The organism is Brachybacterium horti, assembly GCF_054777615.1.
This window is the reverse complement of the sequence record NZ_BAAHAM010000004.1, coordinates 97,873-120,813: the sequence shown is the minus strand read 5'-3', so window position 1 is coordinate 120,813 and position 22,941 is coordinate 97,873. Positions and strand designations below refer to the sequence as shown.

Below are 22,941 nucleotides of genomic sequence, written 5' to 3'. Positions count from 1 at the left end.
GACGAGTGACGTCCCGATCGGTGTTGACGAGAGGGACACGTCGTCGTGCGTCCTCGTCGTCATCATGCCTCGCCGCAGGGACAAACCGCGCGTCCTGCCCTGCCACTCCGAACCGTCTGTCGTTCAGCTCGCGAATTCGTGTCGGCCCGGCCTGAGCAACCGGTCCGCGCCGTCCCAGAGCACGCGGCAGCGGGTCCCCGCGGGGACGCCGACACGCAGCGCCCGTCGGCCGTCGGCCCCACCGCTGACGTCGATCTCGACGAGCCCGGCGACCGTCGGCACCGAGGCTCCGAGGTGCCCGATCTGCTCGGGGACCTGCGGCGCCACCGCGAACTCGGTGTAGCCGGGCGCGAGCGGGCGCAGGCCCAGCAGGTCCTCGACGACGAGGAACAGCGGGGAGGCGCCCCACGGGTGCGCGCAGGAGACGTTGGGCTTCACCTGCTCGTTCCAGGCCTCCATCGTCGCGCCCGCCCCCGCCTCGATCATGCCGAGCCAGGAGCGGTCACCGGTCGCGACGAGCAGGTCGAAAGCAGCGTCGGCCCGGCCGCCGCGCATCAGCGCCCGCAGCAGGAACGGCGCCGCGTAGACGCTGACGGGCATGCCGAGCGGCGCGAGGTGCGCCGCGATCCGGGCCGCGCGGTCGGCATCCGCGACGCCGAGGGCCGAGGCGAAGGCGCCGGCGTGCGCGGCGGCGTGGGGGAGCGGGGCGCCGCCCGCGTCGAGGCCGTCGATGAAGGTGCCGGCCTCCTCGTTCCAGAGCAGCGCGTTCATTGCCTCGCGCAGGCGGCGGGCATGCTCGGCGTGCGCCGCCGCGTCCGCGTGGCCGAGCAGCTCGTCGATCCGCGCCATCGCCGCGAACGCGGCGTGCGCGACGGCGTTGACGACTGTGTTCACGGGGCCGAACAGGTAGCCGTCCCGCTCCGACGGCGGCCAGTCCACGATGTCGTGGTCGACCACGCTGCTGCTCCCGTCGCTGCCGTGGAGCTTGCGGATCAGGCCCGTCGCCGGGTCGATCCAGTCCGTGGGCAGCAGGGCGGCGAGCTGATCGCGTCGTGCGGCGAGGGCGTCGAGGTCACCGCCGCGCTCAGCGTGCTCCGCGGCGAGGAGCACCAGGTAGAACGGCCACTCGGTGGGCCAGGTGCGCCGCTGCAGCAGGTAGTCCAGTGAGAAGCCGGCGAGCTCCTGCTCCGCGCTGAGCGCCGCGTTCGCCTTCGCCTGCAGGTAGGCATCCGCCTCGTAGGGCTCCCGCTCGCGGCTCCAGGAGTCCACGAGCAGTGGGCCGTTGGTCTGCACCATCGTGTGCTCGCACAGGTCCAGCACCCGCCGCAGCAGCGGATCGTCGGTGCGGAACCGGGTGCGCTCGCCGAGCGGGTACACGTGCCCGAGCGCCCGCACCGACTCCGCCGCCTCGGGCGGGAGACCGTCGATCTCGAGGTACCGGAACACCCGCAGTCCCCAGGTGCGGAGGTGCGGCTCGTGCCCGTCGAGCTCCCAGCGGTCCTCGTAATGGTTGCCGGTCGCCATGTGCGCACGCACCCGGCCGTGCTCGTCGAGCAGCTCGCCGAAGCGGAGCGTCAGCTGCGCGGGCCTGCCGAGGCCCGGCAGGGACAGCCCGCCGACATACGTCCCGCCGAAGTCGAAGCGCAGCGTCCCCGGGCCGACGGCGGCGATGCCCACCGGTGCGGCCTCGCAGGTCGTGACCGTCGCCGTGGGATGCGGCGCGAGCCTCGCGAAGGGTTCCTTGGTGGTCGCCGCGGGCCAAGCCCTGTCGTCGAAACCGGGCTGATCGAAACCCCACGGGTAGTCGCGGCCCACCAGATGCTCCTGCGGCGCGACGAAGTAGTGCGTGCCGATGCTGCCCGACGGCCGGTACGCCCGGTCCCCGGCGAGACCCCTCCACACGGCCGACGGCGCCGCGACCTCCTCCGAGCCGTCCCGGTACCGGATCCGCAGCGCCACCTGGACCCGGCGGTCCTCCGGCGTCCACGCCACGACGCCGATCGCGTTGGCGCCCTCGACGAGCAACGGCTTCGCGTCCCAGCTCGAGTACCGGTGCTCGTCCCCGATCGCGCGGACGGGGCCCTGCCCCAGCTCAGCGCCGTTCATGCTCGCCCGGGCCACGAACTGCCGGCCCGGCTCCGGGGAGGATGCGGCCAGGTGCAGCGCCGCCTCCGCCACCGGGCGGTCAACGTGCACCTCGCAGCGCAGGAACGCCCAGTCCGGCTCGGGGCCACCCTCAGCGGCAGGGGCCGCCCAGATCGCCGGGCTGTGGCGCCAGAGGTCCGGGGTGCTCATGCTCGCGTGCTCCTTCGTCGCTGGCGGGCTCGTCATCGGGCGTGCCGCTGTGGCGAGCCTATGTGGCTTGGACGACTTGCCGTCCAGGAGCGCCAAGGCCTGACCCTGCGGGGCCGTGGCGTCAGAGTTTCCGGTGCGTGGCCTCGGGGTCCTGCGGACCGTCGGTCGCGGAGGACCGCTCAGGCTTCCACGGGTCCTCATTCTCGTCGGGCGCCTTGTCGCCGTCGACGAGTCGGGACTCGAGGGACTTGGAGTAGATCGCGATCGGCTCGGACTCGACCTCGATCGTGCCGTCGATGGGCTGCCACTCGCCTCCGTTGACGGAGAACTCTCCGGTGAAGGTGGTGGTGAGGGTGACGTCGTACCAGCCCTCGTAGGCGTAGGTGGAGCTGATCTCCTCCGAGGGGTATGGCTTGCCCGGCTTCTCGGTGTCGATCGTGTTCCCGTCGCCGAGGTCCCAGTGATAGCTCTGCGCGGTGGCGCGGACCGAGACCGGGGTGTCGAGGAGGGTGGTGTCGAGGACCTGGGGCTCGGACTCCGCGTGCAGCACGTTGGGCATGCCGGCGGGCAGCCAGCCGTCGCTCGGGCCGGCGTGAGCGACGGCAGGCTTGACCGGCAGCTTCGCGAAGTCCTCGCGGGTCACCGTGATGACGATCGGGGCCGCGGCTGGTTGTGCTGTGTTCGAGCCGACTTGGCTGCGCTCCTGGCAGCCGTAGCCGAGGAACTGGCGGTTGCCCGTGGCTCTCTCGACTCTTTCGCGAGCGACTGTCACCATGTCGGTACCGGAAGTGCCCTGGTTCGCGCGTGCAGGATCCGCGACGAAATCGCCCGACGCGGTCGAGTAGTTCGTTCCACCCTGGCACTGGCCTGAGGGGATGGAGCAGCTTTGCCCGCCACCGAGGTCGGTGCAGTTGTATCCGCCGCCGCCTTCCACAGCCTTTGAGGTGAAGTAGAAGGGCGGTAGATCTTTGGGGTTGGAGCCCCTAGCTTCGTTCGAGAAGAGGCCAGCGAGATACTTAATCGTAGATAGGCCACTCTTTGCTTCGGAGCGAAATCCGCTCTTATCGCTCGAGGTTGTTATGTCGGCTCGCGCCATTTCTGTCTGCAGGCTTGAGCCAAGAAGAAGCATCAGAAGAGCGATTATTAAGGCGGCGACGCGCCTGTCGTGCCTAGATTTCGTCACTCTCGACCGAGACATCGGCCAGCTCCCAGTGATCGTTTGCCCAGTTCAGTCCACCTGCAAAAGAGTAGAGAGTTTCGTTTCGCTGAGTGGACCCTTCGGCCTCGAGGTCGGGTTCGCTGTGGGCCGAAACTGAAAGGCCATAGTTCACTGCGGTGTTGTAACCGTCGAAATCAATCGTCTCAAGCCTTAGCTGTTCGGTTTCGACGCTTGACCAATATCGTCCGGCTGACTTGTGTGCCTCGATGTCTCCAATGATCTCCTTGCATCCCTCGCAGTCACCCGATGTGGATTTTTCAAGGATTTCAGTGTTCCCGGTTTGGAACCCCCAGATCATGACGTCGACATAATACTTGAACGCCTGCTCCGCTCCCTCGTCAGTCTCCTCGTCCATCCCCGGGTAGTCAGCAGGGTCTGGGGCGGGGATGTCAGGCGCGGCCTCGGTGTTGCCGCCGTCGTCGGAGGCTCCGCCTGTGCTGCCGCCGGCCCCGCCCCCGTCGGAGGCGCCGCCGTCGTCGCTGGCGCCGGTGGCGATGGTGGAGGGCGGGTCCGTGATGGTGCCGCCGGTGTCATCGCCGCAGGCGGCGAGCCCGAGGACGAGCGCGGCGGCCGCGGAGGCGGTGAGGAGGCGGCGGGTCATGCGGGGCCTTTCGACGTGCAGCAGATTCCGCCCACCCAAGCAGACGGGCACGCGCGGCGCCACGGACTCGACGGGAATGTGGACAGCCGTGTGCAGGTTCGGCGCCCGGCGCGTCCGCGGCCCCGGCCCTGGGACGTCGCTCCGATCCGTTGCCTGACCTGCTTACTCTGGCCTCATGATCGGCCTGCTCTGCCTCGACCTCGGCACCTCCTCGGCGAAGGCGGCGCTGATCGACCTGGACGGGCGCACACTCGCCGTGGGCAGCGCCGCCTACGCCACCACGGCCCTGCCCGGCAGCGGTGCGGAGCAGGATCCGGAGGACTGGCTCCGTGCGGCCCGCACCGCGATCGGGCAGGTCGCCGCGGCAGGCATCGAGATCGCGGCACTGTGCCTCACGGGCCAGATGCAGGACCTCGTCCTCGAGGGCGGCCACGGTGCCCTGCGCCCTGCGGTGCTTTACACGGACCAGCGCGCCGCCACGGATGCCCAGCAGCTCCGCGCCAGCCTCGCCCATGAGGGCACGGACTGGGACGCCGCCACCGGGAATCGTCAGGACCCCAGCAGCTGCGCGGCCATGTTCCGCCGTCTCGCCCACGCGGAACCGGAGACCGCCGCCCGCGCGCACGGGCTGACCTTCGGGCCCGCCGGCCACCTCGCCGCCCGCCTCGGCGCGGGCTTCTGGTGCGACCTGACGACCGCCTCCACTACGGGCCTGCTCGACGCGACCACGAGGGAGTGGCATCCCGGCGTGGCGCGGGCGGCGGGCCTGGATCCGGCACTGCTGCCGCGCCTCACGCGCGGGCACGGCCAGGTGGTGGGCCGCACCGATGCCCGTGCCCGTGACCTGCTGGGACTCGAGGAGGGCGTGCCGATCGTGCTCGCCCCGGGGGATGCGGGCGCCGCGGCCCTCGGCGTCACCGGGACCGCTCCGGGCAAGGATCACGCGTCGCTCGGCACGAGCGGCTGGATCGCGAGCATCCGCCTGCGCGGCACCGGCCCGGACTCCGCGCCGCTCAACCCGGCCTCGCACCGCCTCGCCCTGGGGGAGGACGAGCTGCTGATCTCTGCCGTGCTCGCCGGGGGAGCGGCCGCCGCCTGGGCGCGGGACGCGTACCTTTGCGGCAGGGACGCGCAGGCCGCCGACGCGCTCCTCATCGAGCGCGAGCGGACCCACGGCCGCGGGCCGACGGGCCTGCTGGTCCTGCCGTCCCTCGGCGGGGAGCGGTTCCCGGTGCGGGACGACGCCCTGCGCGGCGCGGTGCTGGGCCTCCATGCCGGCACCGGGCCCGCGGAGCTCTACGCGGGAACGCTCGAGGGCGTCGCCCTCGCCCTGTCCCATGCGCTGGAACCTGTGAGCGCGGGCGAGGAGCTCACGGTCGTCGGCGGGGGAGCGGCCTCCGCCCCGTGGCGGCGGATCCTCGCCGATGTCACCGGCCGCCCCGTCCTCACGCTCCCCGTCCCCGGGGCCGACGCGACGCTGCTGGGCACCGCGATCGCGGGCGCCGAGGCGCTGGGTCTGGGCCACGCCATCGCCCCGCTCGCGGAGCGCAAGGGCGAGCTCACCGCCCCGGATCCGGCCGCGGCGCAGGCCTTCGCGGCGCTGCGGCCCGCGCACCGGGCGCTGTACGACGCGGCCGCGCGGATCGGGGAGCTCGCCGCCCGAGCGTGACGACGGTGACCAGTCGTCCCGGCTTGCGCAGCCCCTGCGTGGCGTCCCCGCGGTAGGGTCCACGTGGGGGCCCCTCGTTCAGCCGCTCCCCAGACTCGGTCGCTACCGTCGCTCCCGCAGAGGGAGTACTTCACCTCGGCGCGCTCGTCAGTACGGCCCGCTCGCGCGGGCCCGGGCCGTCGGCCTCGGGATCTCGGGGCGAAGGAGACTTTGGCACCCGTCCTTCGACCCCCGGTCCCTGGAGGCCCCTGTGGAGATCACTCCTCTCGTCTGGGCGATCACGATCGCCGTCACCGTCGGATTCTTCGCGTTCGAGTTCCTCGTGCACGTGCGCACGCCCCATGGGCCCAGCATCGGCGAATCGGCCCGCTGGTCCGCGTTCTACATCGGCCTCGCGCTGCTGTTCGGCGTGGGCATCGGCCTCGTCTCCGGCTGGCAGTTCGGCGGCGAGTACTTCGCCGGCTACCTCACGGAGAAGGCGCTCAGCGTCGACAACCTCTTCGTCTTCCTCATCCTCATGACCGGCTTCGCCGTGCCCCGCATCTATCAGCAGAAGGTGCTGATGATCGGCATCGTCATCGCGCTGGTCATGCGCGGCGCGTTCATCGCCGTGGGCGCGACCCTCATCAGCAACTTCTCGTGGATCTTCTACCTCTTCGGCGCGCTGCTGCTCGTCCTCGCCTGGCGGCAGGCCTTCGGCGACCACGACGCCGATCCGGCCGACGGCCGCTTCATGCGCCTGGTCAAGCGGGTCCTGCCCGTCACGGACGAGTACCACGGCGACCGCCTGAGCGTCCGCAAGGACGGTCGGCGCTTCGCGACCCCGATGCTGCTCGCGATCATCGCGATCGGTTTCATCGACCTGGTCTTCGCGGTCGACTCGATCCCCGCGATCTACGGCCTCACCGACCAGGCCTACATCGTCTTCACCGCGAACGCCTTCGCGCTCATGGGCCTGCGCCAGCTGTACTTCCTGCTCGGCGGGCTGCTGCAGCGCCTGGTCTACCTCGCCCAGGGCCTCGCCGTGATCCTCGCGTTCATCGGCGTGAAGCTCGTGTTCCACGCCCTGCACGTCAACGAGCTGCCCTTCGTCAACGGCGGCGAGCCGCTGCTGTGGGTGCCGGAGATCCCGATCTGGTTCTCGCTGCTGTTCATCGGCGCCACGATCGCGGTCGCGACGGTCGCGAGCCTGTGGTCCACGCGGAAGCGACCGGAGGAGGTCACGGCCGACGCGCCCTGACCCTCCGGTCGCCGCCCGAGGTCAGGCTGAGGTGGGCGGGCCGTCGCTGCGCAGCACCGTCACCGGTCCCTCGTCCGGCCCGGGCGGCTCGAAGTTCTCGTGGTACCGCTCGGCGAGGCCGGGCGGGAGCGCGAAGTCGTCCGCGTGGGCGCCCGCGCGCTCGCGGAGCCGGGCGAGCGCCGTGCCGCGGTCGGTGACGACGTGGAGGATCTCGACCGTGGCGCCGGTGGGGGCGAGCAGCGCCCGCCACTCCTCCCGCATCGCCCGCGACCAGAAGGAGAGGTCCACGACCACGTCGCGCCCCGCCGCGACCGCCTCGAGCAGGCGTCGCTGCAGGTCCGCGACGATCTCCTGGCCCACGTCATCGGGCAGCGGCATGCGGCGCAGACCCCGCTCCCAGGCCTCCACGTCCACGGACAGCCGCAACAGGCCGCGCGCCTCGAGCTCCCTGGCAGCGGTGGACTTCCCGGCGCCCGCCGCGCCGCACATCAGCACCACATGGCTCATCGGGCCAGGATAGGAGCCGGGGACCTGGGACACTGGGGGTCCCGATGGGACGGTCCCGTCGCGAGGACGCCCCCGTCGGGCTCGCCCTCGCAGAATCCCAGGAGCTCTCGATGACGATGGTCCGCTGGACCGAGCACGGCACGGAGCGCACCGCGCGCTGGCACTCCGAGAACGGTGCGCCCGCCCCGAAGCGCCTCACCGTCGTGGACGACGCGATCACCGCGAACGCGGCCCTGCGCCGGCTGCGCGCGGGGGAGGGGCTGCTGTGGCGGGGCGACTTCCCCGGTGCGCGGCAGCTGCTGAAGGCCGTGGGCCGCCGCATGGACCACGGCACCGTCCCCGCGCACATCGACCTCGCGAGCCGGTTCCGCGCGCACCGCGAGGACCGGGCGCAGCGCTCGCTCGTGCTCTCCGGCCTCGTGGTGCTCCTGGACGAGGAGCTGCGCCTGGACCTGCGCCGCGCCCCGGACACCGCGGAGGCCTGCCGCGAGGCCTACGGGGACCTCGGCGAGCCGACCCTCGTCGCGCTCAACGAGCTGCAGGGGGTGCTGAGCGCCTGGCAGTGGCACGTGCAGGGCGTGCCGGTCCCCGCGCTGGGCGCCCGCGTGCACCCCCGTCACGGCGTGTTCTCCCCCTCCCGCTCCGAGTACGTGGACCTCGTGGCCCGCGCCCCGCTGCCGCGGGAGGGGGACCTGACGGCCTTCGACCTCGGCACCGGCACCGGCGTGCTAGCCGCCGTGCTCGCCCGCCGGGGCGCCGCCCGCGTGGTCGCGACGGACATCAACCCGCGCGCCGTGGAGTGCGCCAAGGAGAACGTCGAGCACCTCGAGCTCACGGACCGGGTCGAGGTCCTCGAGGCGGATCTCTTCCCCGAGGGCCGCGCGGATCTGGTGGTCTGCAACCCGCCGTGGCTGCCGGGGGAGCCCACCTCCCCGCTCGAGCTGGGCATCTACGACGCCGACTCCGCGATGCTGGGGCGCTTCCTCGCCGGTCTCGCCGATCACCTGAGCCCCGGCGGCGAGGGCTGGCTCGTGCTCTCCGACCTCGCCGAGCACCTGCACCTGCGCGGTCGCGGCGAGCTCGAGCGGAGGATCGAGGCATCGGGGCTGAAGGTCGTGGGCCGGGAGGAGACCGCGCCGCGGCACCCGCGCTCACAGGACGAGCTGGACCCGCTGCACGCCGCCCGCTCGCGCGAGGTCACCTCGCTGTGGAGGCTCCGCCCCGCCGCCTGATCCGCGGGCCCCTGCTCAGCCGTGGTGCCGGTGCCACCACAGCGCCGCCTGCACCCGCGAGTCGAGGCCCAGCTTCCGCATCGCGTGGGTGAGGTGGGACTTCACCGTCGTGATCTCGACGAACAGCTCGTCGGCGATCTGCTGGTTGCTGAGCCCGCGGGCGACGGCCCCGAGCACCTCCTCCTCGCGCGGCGTGAACTGCGGCGGCGGGCCCGCGAGCGCGGGGGAGCCGACGGCGGCCTGCGCGGGGCCCGCGGCCGGCTCGCGCAGCGCGGCGACGACGGCGCGGGTCGCGGCGGGGGAGAGGACCGCGTCGCCCCGGTGCACGGCGCGCACGGCGGCGAGGATCGCGGCGGGCTCCTCCGACTTCACGAGGTAGCCGTCGGCCCCCGCGGCGAGCGCCCCGAGCACGAACTCGTCGAGGTCGAACCCGGAGATCACCAGCACGCTCGCGCCGGTCTCCCGCAGCTGCGGGGTCACCTCGATGCCCGTCGCGCCCGGCATCCGCACGTCGGTGAGCACCACGTCGGGTCGGTGCGCCCGGGCGGCCGCGAGGGCGGCGGGACCGTCGGCCGCCTCCGCGACGACCTCCATGTCCGGGGCGCTCGAGAGCAGTGCGACCAGACCGGAGCGCACAGCCGGATGGTCCTCCGCGACGACGACGCGGATCGGGCCGGCGGCATCGGGCACAGGGCGGGGATCGGGCGGGGGGACGGTGCTCATGCGGGGATCCTTCCGGTCGCGGGGAGCCGGGCGCGGACGCTCCAGCGGGTGGGGGCCGACGGGTCCGGCGCGCTGCGGGCCTCGCCGCCCACGGCCCCGGCGCGCGCGATGATCGCGCCGCGGCCCACGCCATCGGCCCGGGGCGGGGGCGCTCCCGGCGGGATCGCGTTGTCGAGGGCGAGCAGGAGGTCCTCCCCGTCGAGGGTGACGGTGAGGGAGGCCGGTGCGGCCCCGTGCCGCACCGCGTTCGTGACCGCCTCCGCGCCGATCCTCAGCAGAGCGGCCTGCGCGGCGGGCTCGATGCCCGCGTCCCCTGCGGCGGCGTCGAGCGCCGGATCGATCCGGACCTCCGCACCGGGCAGCCCGCCGCGCAGGCGCTCGCCGAGGGAGCCCCAGGAGAGGGTCGCGGTGGGGGCCGCGCCCTCCTCCGCGGTGAGCACGCCGATCATCGAGCGCAGGTCCCGCAGGGCCGCGCGGGAGGAGTCCCGGGCGGTGCGCAGCGAGCGCTCGCGCGAGGCCGCGTCCGGGAGGTCCGCGGCGAGGGAGGTGTGCAGGGAGACGGCGCTCAGGTGACCGGCGATGACGTCGTGCAGGTCGTGGGCGATGCGCCGGCGCTCGGACTCCACGGCGAGGGCCGCGCGCTCGGCGGCGAGCTCGTGCTCGAGGGAGGCGAGGGACTCCGCCGTGGCGCGCGCCTCGCGGTGATGGCGCACCTCCCATCCCCACAGCAGCGGCACGAGCACCACCATCGAGAGCACGACAGTGACCCCCAGCAGCGCCTCGAGGTCCCGCACGAGCAGCCCCGCGGCGAGGACCAGCACCGCGCCCACGGCGGCCGCGGCGAGCGTCGTGAGGTGGGCGAGGCGAAGCCGCCCGTGGACGACGGGGCACCACAGGGCCTCGAAGAGCAGCACGTACGCGGACATCTGCCCGCCGCCCAGGAGCTCGGCGACCGCGAGCGGCGTGGCCACGGCGAGCGTCACCGCCGGCGCGCGCCGTCGCCACAGGGTGCTGGCGGCCGCCATGAGCATGAGCGGCAGCGAGATGCCGAGCGACCAGGGGTCGTCGGGCCGCAGGAACGGCCGGTTGACCAGGCCCATCGCCGCGAGCGCGAGGACCGCGACGGCGTAGCCGGCCGCCGCGCGCACGTCGAGCGGCTCGTTCTCCGCTGCGCCTGAGGCCGGGACCGGGTCGGAGGAGGAGGGCACGCGTCGAGCCTACGGGCGCGGGGCTGCCGTGAGCAGGGCCACGGCGCTCATCGGCACCTTCGGAGGAGGACCTTCCGGCCCGGTCCGCACGAGCATCGGGGCATGGACCTCAGCCCGGAGACGCTCACCCCGCTGGCCCTCGTGGGGCTCGCGCTGCTGGACGGCACGTCGATCGGCACGCTCGTCGTCCCGCTGATCCTGCTGGTCTCCGGGACGGGCGGTGCGCGGCACGTGGTGCGCGGGACCCTGCTCTACCTCGGCGTCATCGGCGTCTTCTACCTCGTGCTCGGCGTGGCCCTGCTCGCGGGTCTGCTCCCGCTCGCCCAGTCGCTGCGCGGCGTGCTCGCGGGGACCGTGGGCACGGTGCTGATCGCCGTGGTCGGCGCGGCGCTGCTGTGGGCGTCCTTCCGCACGGACCCCAAGGCCGTGCGCCGCCGCGGCGGGGACCCGGAGGCCTCGGCCCGGAGGTGGACGGAGCGGGCGGGCCGCGCGCTCGGCAGTCCGCGGGCCGTCGTGGGCCTCGCCCTGCTCGCGGGGACGATCGAGGCCGCGTCGATGCTCCCGTACCTCGCGGCGATGGGGATCCTCGCGGAGCAGGAGGTGGGCCTCGGCGTGGGCGCCCTCGTGCTCACCGGGTACTGCCTGCTGATGATCGCCCCGGCGCTCGTGCTGTGCGGGATCCGTCTGCTGCTCGGCTCCCGCGCGGATCGCACCCTGGGCCGCGTGCACACCTGGGCGGTGGGCAGCTCCGCGAGCGCGCTCTCCTGGGCGCTCGGCATCATCGGCGTGATCCTGCTGCTGCAGACGGTGGCCCGATCATCGGGGCCCTCGCCCGGTGATCCCCACACCGGAGGTCACGATGCGGAGAAGGCCCGCGGCAGGAGCGCGGGGCGCCTATAGCATCGAGGGCGGGCGCCGGTCGCGGCGTTCTCGGGGGCGATGCCGGGGGAGGGCGAGCATGAGCACGGGGACAGGGTCCGGACGATCCGCGCGGGGGCGCGGCCGCACGACCACCTTGGCGGACGTCGCCCGACGGGCGGGGGTCTCGATCGCCACGGCGTCGTTCGTGCTCTCCGGACGCGGCGGGCTGCGCTCCGCCGGCTCCCCGCGCACGAAGGAGCGGGTGCGCGCCGCCGCGGAGGAGCTCGGCTACGTCCCCAACCGCCATGCGCAGGCGATGCGCACGGGCCGCGGCGGGGGGATCGTCCTCGCGCTGAGCGCCCTCGGGGACCCGTGGGGGGTGAGCCTGACCCGGCAGGTGCGGGCGACCGCGCTCCCGCACGACCTCTCCACCCTCGTCCTCGCCGACGAGCGCTGGTTCGAGTACCTCCAGGGCGCCTCCACGGATGCCGCGCTCATCACGAGCATCGACCTCACGCCGGACGGCCCCTCGCTCACCCGTCGCCTCGCGGTGGGGACGCAGACCGGCATCGTCGCCTTCACCGCGCACATGGAGCCGGAGGGCTTCGACGTCATCTCCTCGACCCCCTTCGCGGCGATGCGGGAGGCCTATGCCCTCCTGCGGTCCCGGCACCCGGTGGTGCACCTGCTCGCGCCGCACCCGGTGCCGGCGGGGGACGAGCCGCCCCGCCCGCGCCTGGGTTCGTTCCTCGACGCGGTGCGCGAGCACGGGGACGGACCGCAGGAGCGGCTCGTGCGCACCACGGAGCCAGGCGACCGCGCCACGTACCTCTCCGCGCTCGACTGGCTCGCCGGTCCGGACCGGCCCGCGGCGGTGATCTGCTACACCGGCTACCAGGCGATCGCCCTGCAGCGCGCGGCGGACAGGGTCGGCCTGCGCACCCCCGAGGACCTCGAGATCATCTCGATCGGCGACGTGCCCGAGGAGTCGCTGTACTTCGGCGCGATCAGCTACTTCGGCGTCCAGGACGTCTTCTCCCGGATCGCGGAGGTCGTCGTGGACCGCGCCCGCGACCGCACGGACCGCCCCGGGACCCTGCACACCTTCGAGTGGGAGCTCTTCCCCGGGTGCACCAGCCGCGACGGCGCCGGCGTCGCCGAGGGGGACGCCGACGCCGCGGTCCCCTCCTGACCTGCGGCCTAGGCTGAGGCCATGAGCGCCACCACCTGGTCCCTGCCCGGACTCCACCTGACCGACGTCACCCTCCCCGTCCCGCTGGACCATGCGGACCCGGCCTCGCCGCGCATCGAGCTCTTCGCCCGCATCGTCACCGCCCCCGGCGGGGAGGACCTGCCCTACCTCGTCTACCTCCAGGGCGGCCCCGGCTCGGAGGCACCGCGCCCGCTCGACGCCTCGACCCCGCCCTGGCTGCCCCGCGCGCTGCGCGAGTTCCGCGTGGTGATGCTGGACCAGCGCGGCACCGGCCGCTCCACCCCGGTGGGCCTCGACGCGCCGCTGCCGGAAGGGGCGGCCGACGGCGCCGCGACCCTGCGCGAGGCGAGCCCGCAGCAGCAGGCGGAGTACCTCACCCACTTCCGGGCCGACGCGATCGCCCGGGACGCGGAGCTGCTGCGCGAGCACCTGGGCGCGGAGCGCTGGAGCCTGCTCGGGCAGTCCTTCGGCGGCTTCACGGCGCTGCGCTACCTCAGCGCGCACGCGAGCTCCGTGGAGACGGCGCTGTTCACGGGCGGGCTGCCGAGCGTGGGCCCGGACATGGAGGCCGCCTACCGCCTCACCTGGGAGGGCATGGCCGTGCGCTCCGAGCGCTACTGGGACCGCTTCCCGGGGGACCGGGACCGCTTCCGCGCGCTCGCGGACCGCGCCGCCGTGGGCACCCTGCGGGTCCCCGGCGGGACCGTGGGCGTGGAGCGGCTGCGCCGGCTCGGGCACCTGCTGGGCGCCTCCTCCGGCCAGGAGAGGCTGCACCTGCTGCTGGACCTGGACCCGGACTCCCCGGCCTTCGCCCACGACCTCGCCGCGGCGCTGCCCTTCGGCGGGCGGAACCCGCTGTACGCCGTGATCCACGAGTCCTGCTGGGCCGACGGCACCGCGACCGCCTGGGCCGCGGAGCGGACGATGCCCTCCGCGGTGCGGGAGGACCCGACGCTGCTCGCGGGGGAGCACATGCATCACGAGGCGATCACCGAGGATCCCGAGCTCGCCCCCTTCGCGGAGGCGGCGGAGATCCTCGCCGCGCACCCGTGGCCGCGGCTGTACGACGAGCAGGCCCTGCGCGCGGCCGAGGTCCCGGCCGCCGCGGCGGTCTACTTCGAGGACGCCTACGTGCCGCGCGATCTCTCGCTCGCGACGGCGGCCCTGCTGCCGCAGATGCGCACCTGGGTGACCAGCGAGTTCGAGCACAACGGCCTTCGCGCGAGCGGCGAGGGCGTGCTGGACCACCTGCTGGATCTCGCGGCGGGGCGTCGCGCCGCCTGAGCCGCGTCCTTCGCAGCACCGAGCGCGGCGTCGCCCTTCCGGGGCGGCGTCGCGTCCCGCTGCGCGGCATCGGGCCATGTGTGCTCGCTCACACAGCGCGCAGGGCGCCGCAGGTCATGGAGGGGGCGCGGCGCCGCGTCCGACCCAAAACCAACCACTGGATGGTTCGGCATCGACAAATTAGTGGCGTGGCACTAATAATCTCCTCCAGGTCGCAGCGAGCGACTTGCAACGACGCATGCGCGCCACGTGACGAAGGAGTCCTCTCGTGACCACTCATGACCCCGGCATCGGGTTCGCCCCTGATCCGACGATCGACCTCCAGGGCAGCCCCAACCGCATCGGTCCCAAGCTCCCGATCCCGCACCTCGGCATCGAGCCCGACAAGGTCAAGCCCTGGTGGTTCGTGCTCGGCATCGTGCTGGGGCAGATGGGCATCTTCGTCGGGCTCATGGGACCGGCGACGGTCTCCATCGCCTACAAGGCCCAGACCCTCACCGATGATCCCGCCCAGCAGGCGACGATCACCGCCTTCGCGATCGCACCGGGCGCACTCGCCGCCGTCATCTTCAATGCCGTCGGCGGGCGCATCTCCGACCGCACCACGGGCCGCTTCGGTCGTCGCCGTCCCTGGATCATCGCCGGCATCCTCGGCATGACGCTGAGCCTCCTGCTGATCGCCCTCGCTCCGGGCGCGCTGCTCATGGCGATCGGCTGGTTCCTCGCCCAGGCCACGGCGAACATGGCCTTCGCGGCCTTCACCGCGTCCCTCTCGGATCAGCTGCCCAAGCGGCAGTACGGCAAGGTCTCGGGCTTCGTGAACATCGCCGCGAACGTCGCCGTCATGGTGGCGACGTGGATGGTGCCCGTGTTCAAGGACAGCATGGTCATGCTGTTCATGGTGCCGGCGCTGCTCGGGCTCGTGATGGTCGTGATCTACGCCTTCATGCTCCCGGAACCGGTGCTCACGCAGAACCGGCATCCCTTCAACCTCGTGCAGCTGATCACCACCTTCTGGCGCAACCCGATCCGCTACCCGGACTTCGCCCTCGCCTGGGGTGGTCGGTTCATGATCATCCTGGCCAGCTATATGTTCACGACGTTCCGTCTGCAGTACATGACGAACCATCTGGGGCTCGAGGCCGGCTCGGCCACGACCGCCGTGGCCACAGGCGTCACGATCTACACGGTCGCCGCGATGGTGGCGAGCCTTGGTGGCGGTTGGCTCTCGGACAAGATCGGTCGACGCAAGTCCCTCGTGGCCGTCTCGATCCTCGTGTTCGGCATCGGCACGTACATGCTCCTGCATGCCGACACCGTCTCTGCCTTCTACGTGGTCGAGGCGATCATGGGTCTCGCCTACGGTGTCTACGGCGCGGTGGACCTCGCGCTCGTGCTCGAGGTGCTCCCGAATCGCGAGGAGGTCGGCAAGGATCTCGGCGTCTTCAACATCGCCAACGCCCTGCCGCAGTCTCTCGCTCCTGCATTCGGCGGCTTCCTGCTCGCGAACCTGGGCAACGGCACGAACTTCACCGCGCTCTTGGTCGCCGCATTGATCGCCTCCGTGATCGGCGCCGTGCTCACGATGTTCATCCGCTCCGTGAAATAGTGAGCCCGTACCAATGAACCGGTGCCGGAGCGGCCTCGCCGCTCCGGCACCGGCGTCCCCGGGGGGTCGATGGCGATCCCTCCCGTGCCGAAGGGTCTCCCATGACTGCTGTCCCGCAACGAGGCAGGACCGCCCGCCGTCGCCCCGGTCGTCCCCGGGGCCAGGACTCCGCCGTGATCAGGGAGAGCGCGCTGCGCGCCGCCGTCGATCTCATCGCGCGCCAGGGCTTCGCGGCGACCTCCATGTCCCAGGTCGCGGAGGCCGCAGGGATCTCCCCCTCGGGCCTCGCCCACCACTTCCCCTCGAAGAAGGCGCTCCTCGGCGCCGTGCTCGCCTACCGCGACGTCATGGACAACGAGGGCGGCCTGCGGCTCGACGACGAAGCGTGGACGTGCTTCGACCAGCTGGTCGACGTCGCGGCCGTGAACTCCACGAGGCACCAGCTCGTTCTCCTCTACACGACGATGGTGGGGGAGGCCGTCACCGAGGACCACCCCGCGCACCCCTGGATGGCGGGCCACTTCCGGGACGTGCTCGCCTCCCTCTCCGCGTGCCTGATCCGGGACCAGGAGCTCGGCCGTGTACGTGCCGACGCCCCCGTCGGCACGATCGCGCGTCAGATGGTCGCGCTGATGGACGGTCTCCAGGTGCAGTGGCTGCTCGACGACTCCGTCGACATGGTCGCGATCCTCCGGCAGTACGTGGACGACCTCAAGGCGACCTGGGGCACCACCCCGAGCGCCTGACGTCCGGAAGGAACTTCCACTGCGACGGCCGGCGGCCGGAACGCGCCGCGCGCCTGCGGTGTCACGGTGACCCTTGTCCGCCGGCGTCACGCTTGCTAGCGTGACCATCCATCCCGCACGTGATCGGCGATGAGGCCGGTCATGCAGGGTTCCCGGAGGTCGGGCAGGCGAGACGACCGTCGGGGTCCCCGTTTCCCGAGGTCCTCCAGGAGTCCCCGTGGCATCACGCAGCATGGAAGAAAGTTCCGCATCCACCGCGTCCCGCCCCGGCCGCCGTCGGGTCCTCACGAGCCTCTCCGCGCTGCCGGCCGGCGCCGTGCTCGCGACCGCAGGAGCAGCCGCCGCGGCGCCCTCCGCGCCCGCGAAGGGGAACGGCAAGGGGAAGGGCAGGCACCGGTTCCGGCTCGGCGTCGAGAACCTCCTCGAGGGCGATCAGCTCTCCCTGCTGGAGGGCGCGAAGGTCGGCCTGGTCACCAACCCCACCGGCACGGACTCCACGCTCACCTCCACGATCGACCTGCTCGTGGACGCGCAGGAGGAGGGCGGCTTCGAGCTCGTCGCGCTCTTTGGCCCGGAGCACGGCGTGCGCGGGGCGGAGCCCGCCGGCGGCAGCGTCGAGGACTACGTCGACGAGCGCACCGGCCTGCCCGTGCGCTCCCTCTACGGCGCCACGCAGAAGCCCACACCGGAGATGCTCGCCGATCTCGACGTGCTCGTCTTCGACATCCAGGACATCGGCGCCCGCTTCTACACCTACATCTGGACCCTCTACTACCTTCTCGAGGCCGCCGGCGAGAACGACAAGCGGGTGGTGGTCCTGGACCGGCCGAACCCGCTCGGCACCGACGTCGAGGGCTTCCTCCTGGACCCGGCGCTGTCGAGCTTCGTGGGGCTGAAGGAGATCCCCCAGCGCCACGGTCTCACCGCGGGCGAGCTCGCCACCTACTTCGCGGAGGAGTTCCTGGACGGCGGCGTGCAGCTCGACGTGGTCCCCATGACCGGCTACGACCCGGAGGACCCCGCCGCCGCGGCCGCGCGCCTGCCCTGGGTGCTGCCCTCGCCGAACGTGCCCACCCGGGAGACGGCGATCGTCTACGCCGGCACCGGCCTCATCGAGGCGATCAACGTCTCCGAGGGCCGCGGCACCACCACGCCCTTCCTGTGGTTCGGCGCCCCGTTCCTCACCGAGGAGCTCGTGGACGCCGTGATCAGCGCCCTCGACGCGGCGGAGCTCCCGGGCGTGCGCTTCCGGCCGATGTTCGCGACGCCGACGACCTCGAAGCATGCGGGCGAGTTCTGCGGCGGCGTGCAGATCCACCTCGTCGACGAGGAGGCCTACGAGCCGGTGCGCACCGGCATCCACGTGCTCTCGGCCCTGCTGCGCGAGGTCGAGGAGGTCGACTGGCGCGAGGGGGAGAAGTGCCGCACGGAGGAGGACGTCTGCTGGATCGACAAGCTCTCCGGCACCACCCGCACCCGGCTCATGCTCGACGCGGGCGAGGACCCGGAGTCGATCGTCCGCGCCTGGCGCGAGGACGTGCGCGCCTTCCAGCGCGCCTCCCGCCGTCACCGCCTCTACTGAGCAGTCCCGTCCCCGCACCTCCCTCCCCACCCCAGGAGTCCCCATGACCCGCTCCCCGCAGCTCACCCGTCGCGGCCTCGGCGCCGCGGCCGTGCTCGGCGCCGCCGCCGTCCCGCTCGCCCCCGGCGCACCCGCCGTCGCCGCCCCCGCGAAGGGCGGCCATCACGGGGGAGACCTCGACGCCCGGGTCGAGGAGCGGCTCGCCGCGATGAGCCCCGAGCAGAAGATCGGCCAGCTCTTCATCGCCGTCGGCTACGGCGCCACCGTGGACGAGGAGCGCGAGGAGAACACGACGAGCGCGGGCGTCGCCACCACGGCGGAGATCATCTCCACCCATCACGTCGGCGGGCTCATCGCCTTCGCGTGGTCCGGGAACGTCGACTCGATCGAGGCGGCCGCGGGCTGGACCGCCGGGGCGCAGCGCGCCGCGGCGGAGGCCGGGGAGGTGCCCCTCATGATCGGCATCGACGAGGAGCGCGGCGTGGTCAAGCGCCTGCCCGCCCCCGCGACCGCCCTGCCCGGTGCGATGGCGCTCGGCGCGAGCCGCTCCGAGGTGCACGCCCGCAGGGCCGCCCGCATCACGGCCGACGAGCTCGCCGCCGTCGGCTTCACCCAGAACTACGCCCCCCTCTGCGACGTCAACGTCAACGCGCAGAATCCCGTGATCGGCGTGCGCTCCGTGGGCGCGGATCCGGGGCTCGTCGCGGATCTCGCGAGCGCCCAGCTGCGCGAGGCGCAGAAGCGCGGCATCTCCGCGACCGTGAAGCACTTCCCCGGCCACGGCGACACCGCGACCGACTCGCACGTGGGCCTGCCCGTCATCGACCACAGCCGCGAGGAACTCGACGAGATCGACCTCCCGCCCTTCCGCCGCGCGGTCGAGGACGGCGTCGACGCGATCATGACCGCGCACATCGTGGTCCCCGCGCTCGACGACTCCGGTGTCCCCGCGACCCTCTCCCATCCGATCCTCACGGGCGTGCTGCGCGAGGAGATCGGCTTCGAGGGCGTCATCGTCACCGACTCCCTCGCCATGGAGGGCGTGCGCACGATGTTCGGCGACGACCGCGTCCCCGTCGAGGCGATCCTCGCGGGCGCGGACCAGATGCTCATGCCGCCGGACCTCGCCGTCGCGATCGGCGGGGTGCGCGCCGCGGTCGAGTCGGGGGAGATCACCGCGGAGCGTCTGGACGCCTCCGTGCGCCGCATCCTGCGCCAGAAGGCCCGGCGCGGTCTGCTCGACGGCGCGCCCGAGGTGGACCCGGGGCGGGCGGAGCGGAAGCTCGGCGGCCGCGACGCGCTGCGCGCCGCGGAGAGGATCGCCGGGGACGCCGCGACCCTGCTCGTGGAGGGCTCGGCGCTCCCGCTGCGTCGCGGCGCGCGCGTCGTCGTGCTCGGCGCGGGCAGCGCGGCCGTGCAGGACGCCCTCGTCGCCGCGCTCGAGGACCGGGGGCTCGAGGCTTCCCGCGGCGCCGCGGCCGACGCCGCCGGGGCGGACCTCGCCGTGGCGCTGACCTCCTCGAGCTCCTTCGTCACGCCGGCCGCACAGGTCACGGCCGTCGAGGACGCCGCGGCGACCGGCACGCCGGTGCTCCACGCCTCCCTGCGGAACCCCTACGACGTGGTGCACGTGGGGGAGGTGGACACCTCGATCGCCCTGTACTCCGATGCCCGGTGCTCCCTGCGCGCGCTCGCGGGGATCGTCATCGGCCGGGTGAGCCCGGCGGGTCGCCTGCCCGTCGCCATCCCGACGGCGGACGGCACGGGGGAGGCCTTCGCGTACGGGGCCGGTCTGGGCTGACCGGTCCCGCGAGGAGCGGGTGGGGGGACCATCGCGCCGGGCGGGTCGGGGGACCTGCCCGGCGCGGCGGTGGCGCGCACCCGCCCGTGCCGCGGCGGGTTCTCGCCCTGCGCTGCCGAGGGCGGCGCGACGACGCCGCTGAGGCCCCGTCTCATCGTGCGGGGGTCCACGGCAGGGCCCCGTCGGTGACGAGCCGCATGCCCGTGTCCCCGCGGGTCGCGGCGGCCTCGCGGGTGGCCCGCGCGGCGATGCCGCAGCCGGTCTCGGAGTCCTCCCGGCCCAGGTAGGAGCCCCCGCGCACCGCGCGCGCCCCCGTCGCGGCATCCGCTGCGCACCACTCCCAGACGTTCCCGGTCACCTCGTACAGTCCCAGGTCGTTCGGCGGGAAGGAGCGCACGGGAGCGGTGCCGCGGTAGCCGTCCTCCGCGGTGTCCCGCAGCGGGAAGGAGCCCTGCCACAGGTTCGCCATGTGCTCGCCGTCGGGCACGAGCTCGTCGCCCCAGGGGTAGCGGGTCCCCTCGAGGCCGCCGCGCGCGGCGCGCTCCCACTCCTCCTCGGTGGGCAGGCGCATCCCGCACCAGGCGGCGAAGGCCTCGGCGTCCTCCGCGGCGAGATGCACGACGGGATGATCCGCGCGGTCGCTGCGGCCGGCGTCGGCGTGCGTCCCGGCTGCGACGTCGGACCCGGGACCCTCCGGATGTGCCCAGTCCGCCCCCTCGACGAGCCGCCACCACGGCGCGCCGGGCACGGTGGGGGAGGCGCGGCGCAGGTCGGGGCGCAGCAGCCCGGAGAAGACGGCGGAGGCGCCGGCCCGCTCCGCGACGCTCACGTAGCCGGTCTCCCGGGCGAAGGTCGCGAACTCGGCGACGCTCACGCAGGCCTCGTCGACCCGGAGCCCCTCGAGCTGCTCGGGGTCCACGGGCACGGCGGCGAGGCCGCGGGAGCTGACCTGCCCCACGGGCAGGATCAGGGGAGGGGCGGCGAGCGTCATGACCTCACGGTAGGTCGCTCCGAGAAACCTCCCGGGGGTCTCGCAGGGACGAGACCGTTGGTCACGAACAGGTCACGGCACTCCTGGGCGGGGGGCCAGGACCCCGCTCCTCCCTACGTTCCAGGGGTCCCCGGCGGAGGTCTGCCCTCCGTCCACCCCCGTGAGGAGCCGTCATGAGTCTCGACACCCGGGCCCCGTCCCCGCAGAGCACACCCTCGGCCTCCTCCGCCACGGCGGACGCCTCCGCCGCGACCGCGGAGAGCCTCGAGGACTACACCCTCCGCTTCGCCCCGCGCTCCTACCGGCGCTGGAAGCCCGCCGTCGTCGCGACGAGCGCGCTGGGCGGCATCGCCTACCTCGCGGACTTCTCCATCGGCGCGAACATCGGCCTCACCCACGGCACGGTCAACGGACTGCTCGGCATCCTCGTCGCCGCGCTCATCATCTTCCTCAGCGGCTTCCCGCTCGCCTACTACGCGGCCCGCTACAACCTCGACCTCGACCTCATCACCCGCGGCAGCGGCTTCGGCTACTACGGCTCGGTGATCACGAACGTCATCTTCGCGTCGTTCACCTTCATCTTCTTCGCGCTCGAGGGGTCGATCATGGCGCAGGGCCTCTACCTGGGCCTCGGGATCCCCCGCTGGATCGGCTACCTGATCTCGACGCTGCTGATCTTCCCGCTGGTCATCTACGGCATGAAGGTGCTCGCGAAGCTCCAGGTCGCGACCACCCCGGTGTGGCTGATCCTCATGGTCATCCCCGTCGCCTACCTCGTCATCTCCCACCCGGACTCCGTGCAGACCTTCCTGACCTGGACCGGCGAGTCCGGTGAGGGCGTGAACGTCGCGTCCGCGATGCTCGCCGCGGGCGTGTGCCTCTCGCTCATCGCGCAGATCGCCGAGCAGATCGACTACCTGCGCTTCATGCCGCCCCGCACCGCGCAGAACCGCCGCTCGTGGTGGGCGGCGACGATCCTGGGCGGCCCGGGCTGGGTGCTCTTCGGCGCGACCAAGCAGATCCTCGGCATGTTCCTCGCCGTCTACCTCGTGGCGAACGTGCCCGGTGCGCGCGAGTTCGCCAACGAGCCGGTCCAGCAGTTCCTCGCGACCTACGAGCAGCTCATGCCGGCCTGGCTCGCGATGACCCTCGCCGTGGTGCTCGTGGTCATCTCGCAGGTGAAGATCAACGTCACCAACGCCTACTCCGGCTCGCTCGCCTGGACGAACTCCTTCACGCGCCTCACCAAGCGCTACCCCGGCCGCCTCGTGTTCCTCGGCGTGAACCTCGCGATCGCGCTCGTGCTCATGGAGGCGAACATGTTCGACTTCCTCAACGGCATCCTGTCCTTCTACGCGAACCTCGCCATGAGCTGGATCTGCGTCGTCGCAGCGGACATCGTCCTGAACAAATACGTGCTGCGCCTGTCCCCGAAGGTGCCGGAGTTCCGTCGCGGCATGCTCTACGACTGGAACCCCGTGGGCATCGTGTCCCTCGTGCTCTCCGGCGGCATCTCGATCGCGATCTTCTTCGGGGCCTTCGGCGCCGCGGTCCAGCCCTTCTCCCCGCTCTTCGCGGTGGGCATCGCCGTGGTCGCGACCCCGCTCATGGCGATCGCGACCCGGGGTCGCTACTACCTGCGCCGCACGGACGACGGCATCGACCTGCCGATGTTCGACGCCGACGGCAACCCCTCCGGCGAGACGCTCACCTGCGCCGTCACGGGACTCGACTTCGAGCGCCCGGACATGATCGCCTCCGCCGTGCCCGGCCCCGGGGGTGAGAAGCTCTACCTCAGCTCGCTCGCCCTCACGACGGACCGCACCGGCGAGCACGTCCTGCCGAAGGAGTGAGTCCGTGCGCTTCACCCCCGCCGATTCCGAGAAGCTGCTGCTGGCGACGGCGGGGATGGTCGCGCGCGACCGCCTCGCCCGCGGTGTGCTGCTGAACCACCCCGAGGCGGTGGCGCTGCTGTCGACCTGGGTGATCGAGCGGGCCCGCGAGGGCGCGGTGGTCGAGGAGCTCATGGTCTCCGGCCGCGAGGTGCTCTCCCGCGACCAGGTCATGGACGGCGTCGCGGAGATGCTCGCGGACGTCCAGGTCGAGGCGACCTTCCCCGACGGCCGCAAGCTCGTCACCCTCCATCACCCGATCGCCTGA

General features: G+C 72.9%; 19 protein-coding genes. 12 read left to right on the top strand and 7 right to left on the bottom strand.

Annotation, left to right across the window (positions count from 1 at the left end; all coding sequences use genetic code 11):
* Positions 1–123 precede the first annotated feature (123 nt).
* The 3 genes from ACYVAP_RS13430 to ACYVAP_RS13420 all read right to left on the bottom strand — a co-directional run bounded on the left by ACYVAP_RS13430 (position 124) and on the right by ACYVAP_RS13420 (position 4,115).
* Positions 124–2,295 (bottom strand): family 78 glycoside hydrolase catalytic domain, encoded by a 2,172-nt coding sequence (locus ACYVAP_RS13430; protein WP_498861034.1) that lies wholly within the window; start codon positions 2,293–2,295, stop codon positions 124–126.
* 121 nt (positions 2,296–2,416) lie between these two features.
* Positions 2,417–3,070: a hypothetical protein gene (locus ACYVAP_RS13425; RefSeq protein WP_498861033.1), complete on the bottom strand. Its 654-nt coding sequence runs from the start codon at positions 3,068–3,070 to the stop codon at positions 2,417–2,419.
* 394 nt (positions 3,071–3,464) lie between these two features.
* Entirely contained in the window at positions 3,465–4,115 is a 651-nt protein-coding gene (locus tag ACYVAP_RS13420; RefSeq protein ID WP_498861032.1) for a DUF6318 family protein, read from the bottom strand.
* A 175-nt stretch (positions 4,116–4,290) separates the two neighbouring features.
* Here ACYVAP_RS13420 and ACYVAP_RS13415 point away from each other — a divergent pair, with 175 nt between their 5' ends.
* Positions 4,291–5,784, top strand: a complete 1,494-nt coding sequence (locus ACYVAP_RS13415) for an FGGY family carbohydrate kinase (protein ID WP_498861031.1) — start codon at positions 4,291–4,293, stop codon at positions 5,782–5,784.
* Between the two features lie 250 nt (positions 5,785–6,034).
* On the top strand, positions 6,035–7,024 hold the full coding sequence (locus ACYVAP_RS13410; protein ID WP_498861030.1) for a TerC family protein: 990 nt from the start codon (positions 6,035–6,037) through the stop codon (positions 7,022–7,024).
* 21 nt (positions 7,025–7,045) lie between these two features.
* Here the strand turns inward: ACYVAP_RS13410 and ACYVAP_RS13405 are convergent, their stop codons facing one another.
* Complete coding sequence (locus ACYVAP_RS13405) at positions 7,046–7,531, bottom strand: P-loop nucleotide/nucleoside kinase family protein (RefSeq protein ID WP_498861029.1); 486 nt, start codon at positions 7,529–7,531, stop codon at positions 7,046–7,048.
* A 44-nt stretch (positions 7,532–7,575) separates the two neighbouring features.
* Between ACYVAP_RS13405 and ACYVAP_RS13400 the strand changes: the two genes are divergently transcribed.
* Positions 7,576–8,763, top strand: coding sequence for a class I SAM-dependent methyltransferase (locus ACYVAP_RS13400; protein WP_498861028.1), 1,188 nt, complete (start codon positions 7,576–7,578; stop codon positions 8,761–8,763).
* A 15-nt stretch (positions 8,764–8,778) separates the two neighbouring features.
* Here ACYVAP_RS13400 and ACYVAP_RS13395 read toward each other — a convergent pair whose 3' ends face one another.
* Both ACYVAP_RS13395 and ACYVAP_RS13390 read right to left on the bottom strand, forming a co-directional pair.
* Entirely contained in the window at positions 8,779–9,486 is a 708-nt protein-coding gene (locus ACYVAP_RS13395; RefSeq protein ID WP_498861027.1) for a transcriptional regulator, read from the bottom strand.
* Positions 9,483–10,694 carry a sensor histidine kinase gene (locus ACYVAP_RS13390; protein WP_498861026.1) on the bottom strand — a complete coding sequence of 404 codons (1,212 nt, stop codon included), beginning with the start codon at positions 10,692–10,694 and terminating at the stop codon, positions 9,483–9,485. Before ACYVAP_RS13390 ends, ACYVAP_RS13395 begins: the two co-directional genes overlap by 4 nt.
* Before the next feature lie 102 nt (positions 10,695–10,796).
* Here ACYVAP_RS13390 and ACYVAP_RS13385 point away from each other — a divergent pair, with 102 nt between their 5' ends.
* From ACYVAP_RS13385 to ACYVAP_RS13355, 7 genes are all read left to right on the top strand, one after another.
* Positions 10,797–11,594 (top strand): sulfite exporter TauE/SafE family protein, encoded by a 798-nt coding sequence (locus tag ACYVAP_RS13385; RefSeq protein ID WP_498861025.1) that lies wholly within the window; start codon positions 10,797–10,799, stop codon positions 11,592–11,594.
* A 58-nt stretch (positions 11,595–11,652) separates the two neighbouring features.
* Positions 11,653–12,747, top strand: a complete 1,095-nt coding sequence (locus ACYVAP_RS13380; RefSeq protein WP_498861024.1) for a LacI family DNA-binding transcriptional regulator — start codon at positions 11,653–11,655, stop codon at positions 12,745–12,747.
* Positions 12,748–12,768: 21 nt separating this feature from the next.
* Complete coding sequence (locus ACYVAP_RS13375; protein WP_498861023.1) at positions 12,769–14,052, top strand: alpha/beta fold hydrolase; 1,284 nt, start codon at positions 12,769–12,771, stop codon at positions 14,050–14,052.
* Between the two features lie 268 nt (positions 14,053–14,320).
* The gene (locus tag ACYVAP_RS13370; RefSeq protein ID WP_498861022.1) at positions 14,321–15,661 is read left to right on the top strand and encodes an MFS transporter; all 1,341 of its coding nucleotides are present in this window, start codon (positions 14,321–14,323) and stop codon (positions 15,659–15,661) included.
* A gap of 173 nt (positions 15,662–15,834) precedes the next feature.
* Positions 15,835–16,407, top strand: coding sequence for a TetR/AcrR family transcriptional regulator (locus tag ACYVAP_RS13365; RefSeq protein ID WP_240811174.1), 573 nt, complete (start codon positions 15,835–15,837; stop codon positions 16,405–16,407).
* 217 nt (positions 16,408–16,624) lie between these two features.
* On the top strand, positions 16,625–17,989 hold the full coding sequence (locus ACYVAP_RS13360) for an exo-beta-N-acetylmuramidase NamZ family protein (protein WP_498861021.1): 1,365 nt from the start codon (positions 16,625–16,627) through the stop codon (positions 17,987–17,989).
* Positions 17,990–18,032: 43 nt separating this feature from the next.
* Positions 18,033–19,790, top strand: a complete 1,758-nt coding sequence (locus ACYVAP_RS13355) for a glycoside hydrolase family 3 protein (protein WP_498861020.1) — start codon at positions 18,033–18,035, stop codon at positions 19,788–19,790.
* Between the two features lie 151 nt (positions 19,791–19,941).
* On the opposite strand, the gene ACYVAP_RS13350 is transcribed toward ACYVAP_RS13355, so the two are convergent.
* On the bottom strand, positions 19,942–20,781 hold the full coding sequence (locus ACYVAP_RS13350) for a formylglycine-generating enzyme family protein (protein ID WP_498861019.1): 840 nt from the start codon (positions 20,779–20,781) through the stop codon (positions 19,942–19,944).
* A 173-nt stretch (positions 20,782–20,954) separates the two neighbouring features.
* Between ACYVAP_RS13350 and ACYVAP_RS13345 the strand changes: the two genes are divergently transcribed.
* The gene (locus ACYVAP_RS13345) at positions 20,955–22,634 is read left to right on the top strand and encodes a purine-cytosine permease family protein (RefSeq protein WP_498861018.1); all 1,680 of its coding nucleotides are present in this window, start codon (positions 20,955–20,957) and stop codon (positions 22,632–22,634) included.
* Between the two features lie 4 nt (positions 22,635–22,638).
* A complete protein-coding gene (locus tag ACYVAP_RS13340; RefSeq protein WP_498861017.1) occupies positions 22,639–22,941 on the top strand; it encodes an urease subunit gamma in 303 nt (100 codons plus the stop codon).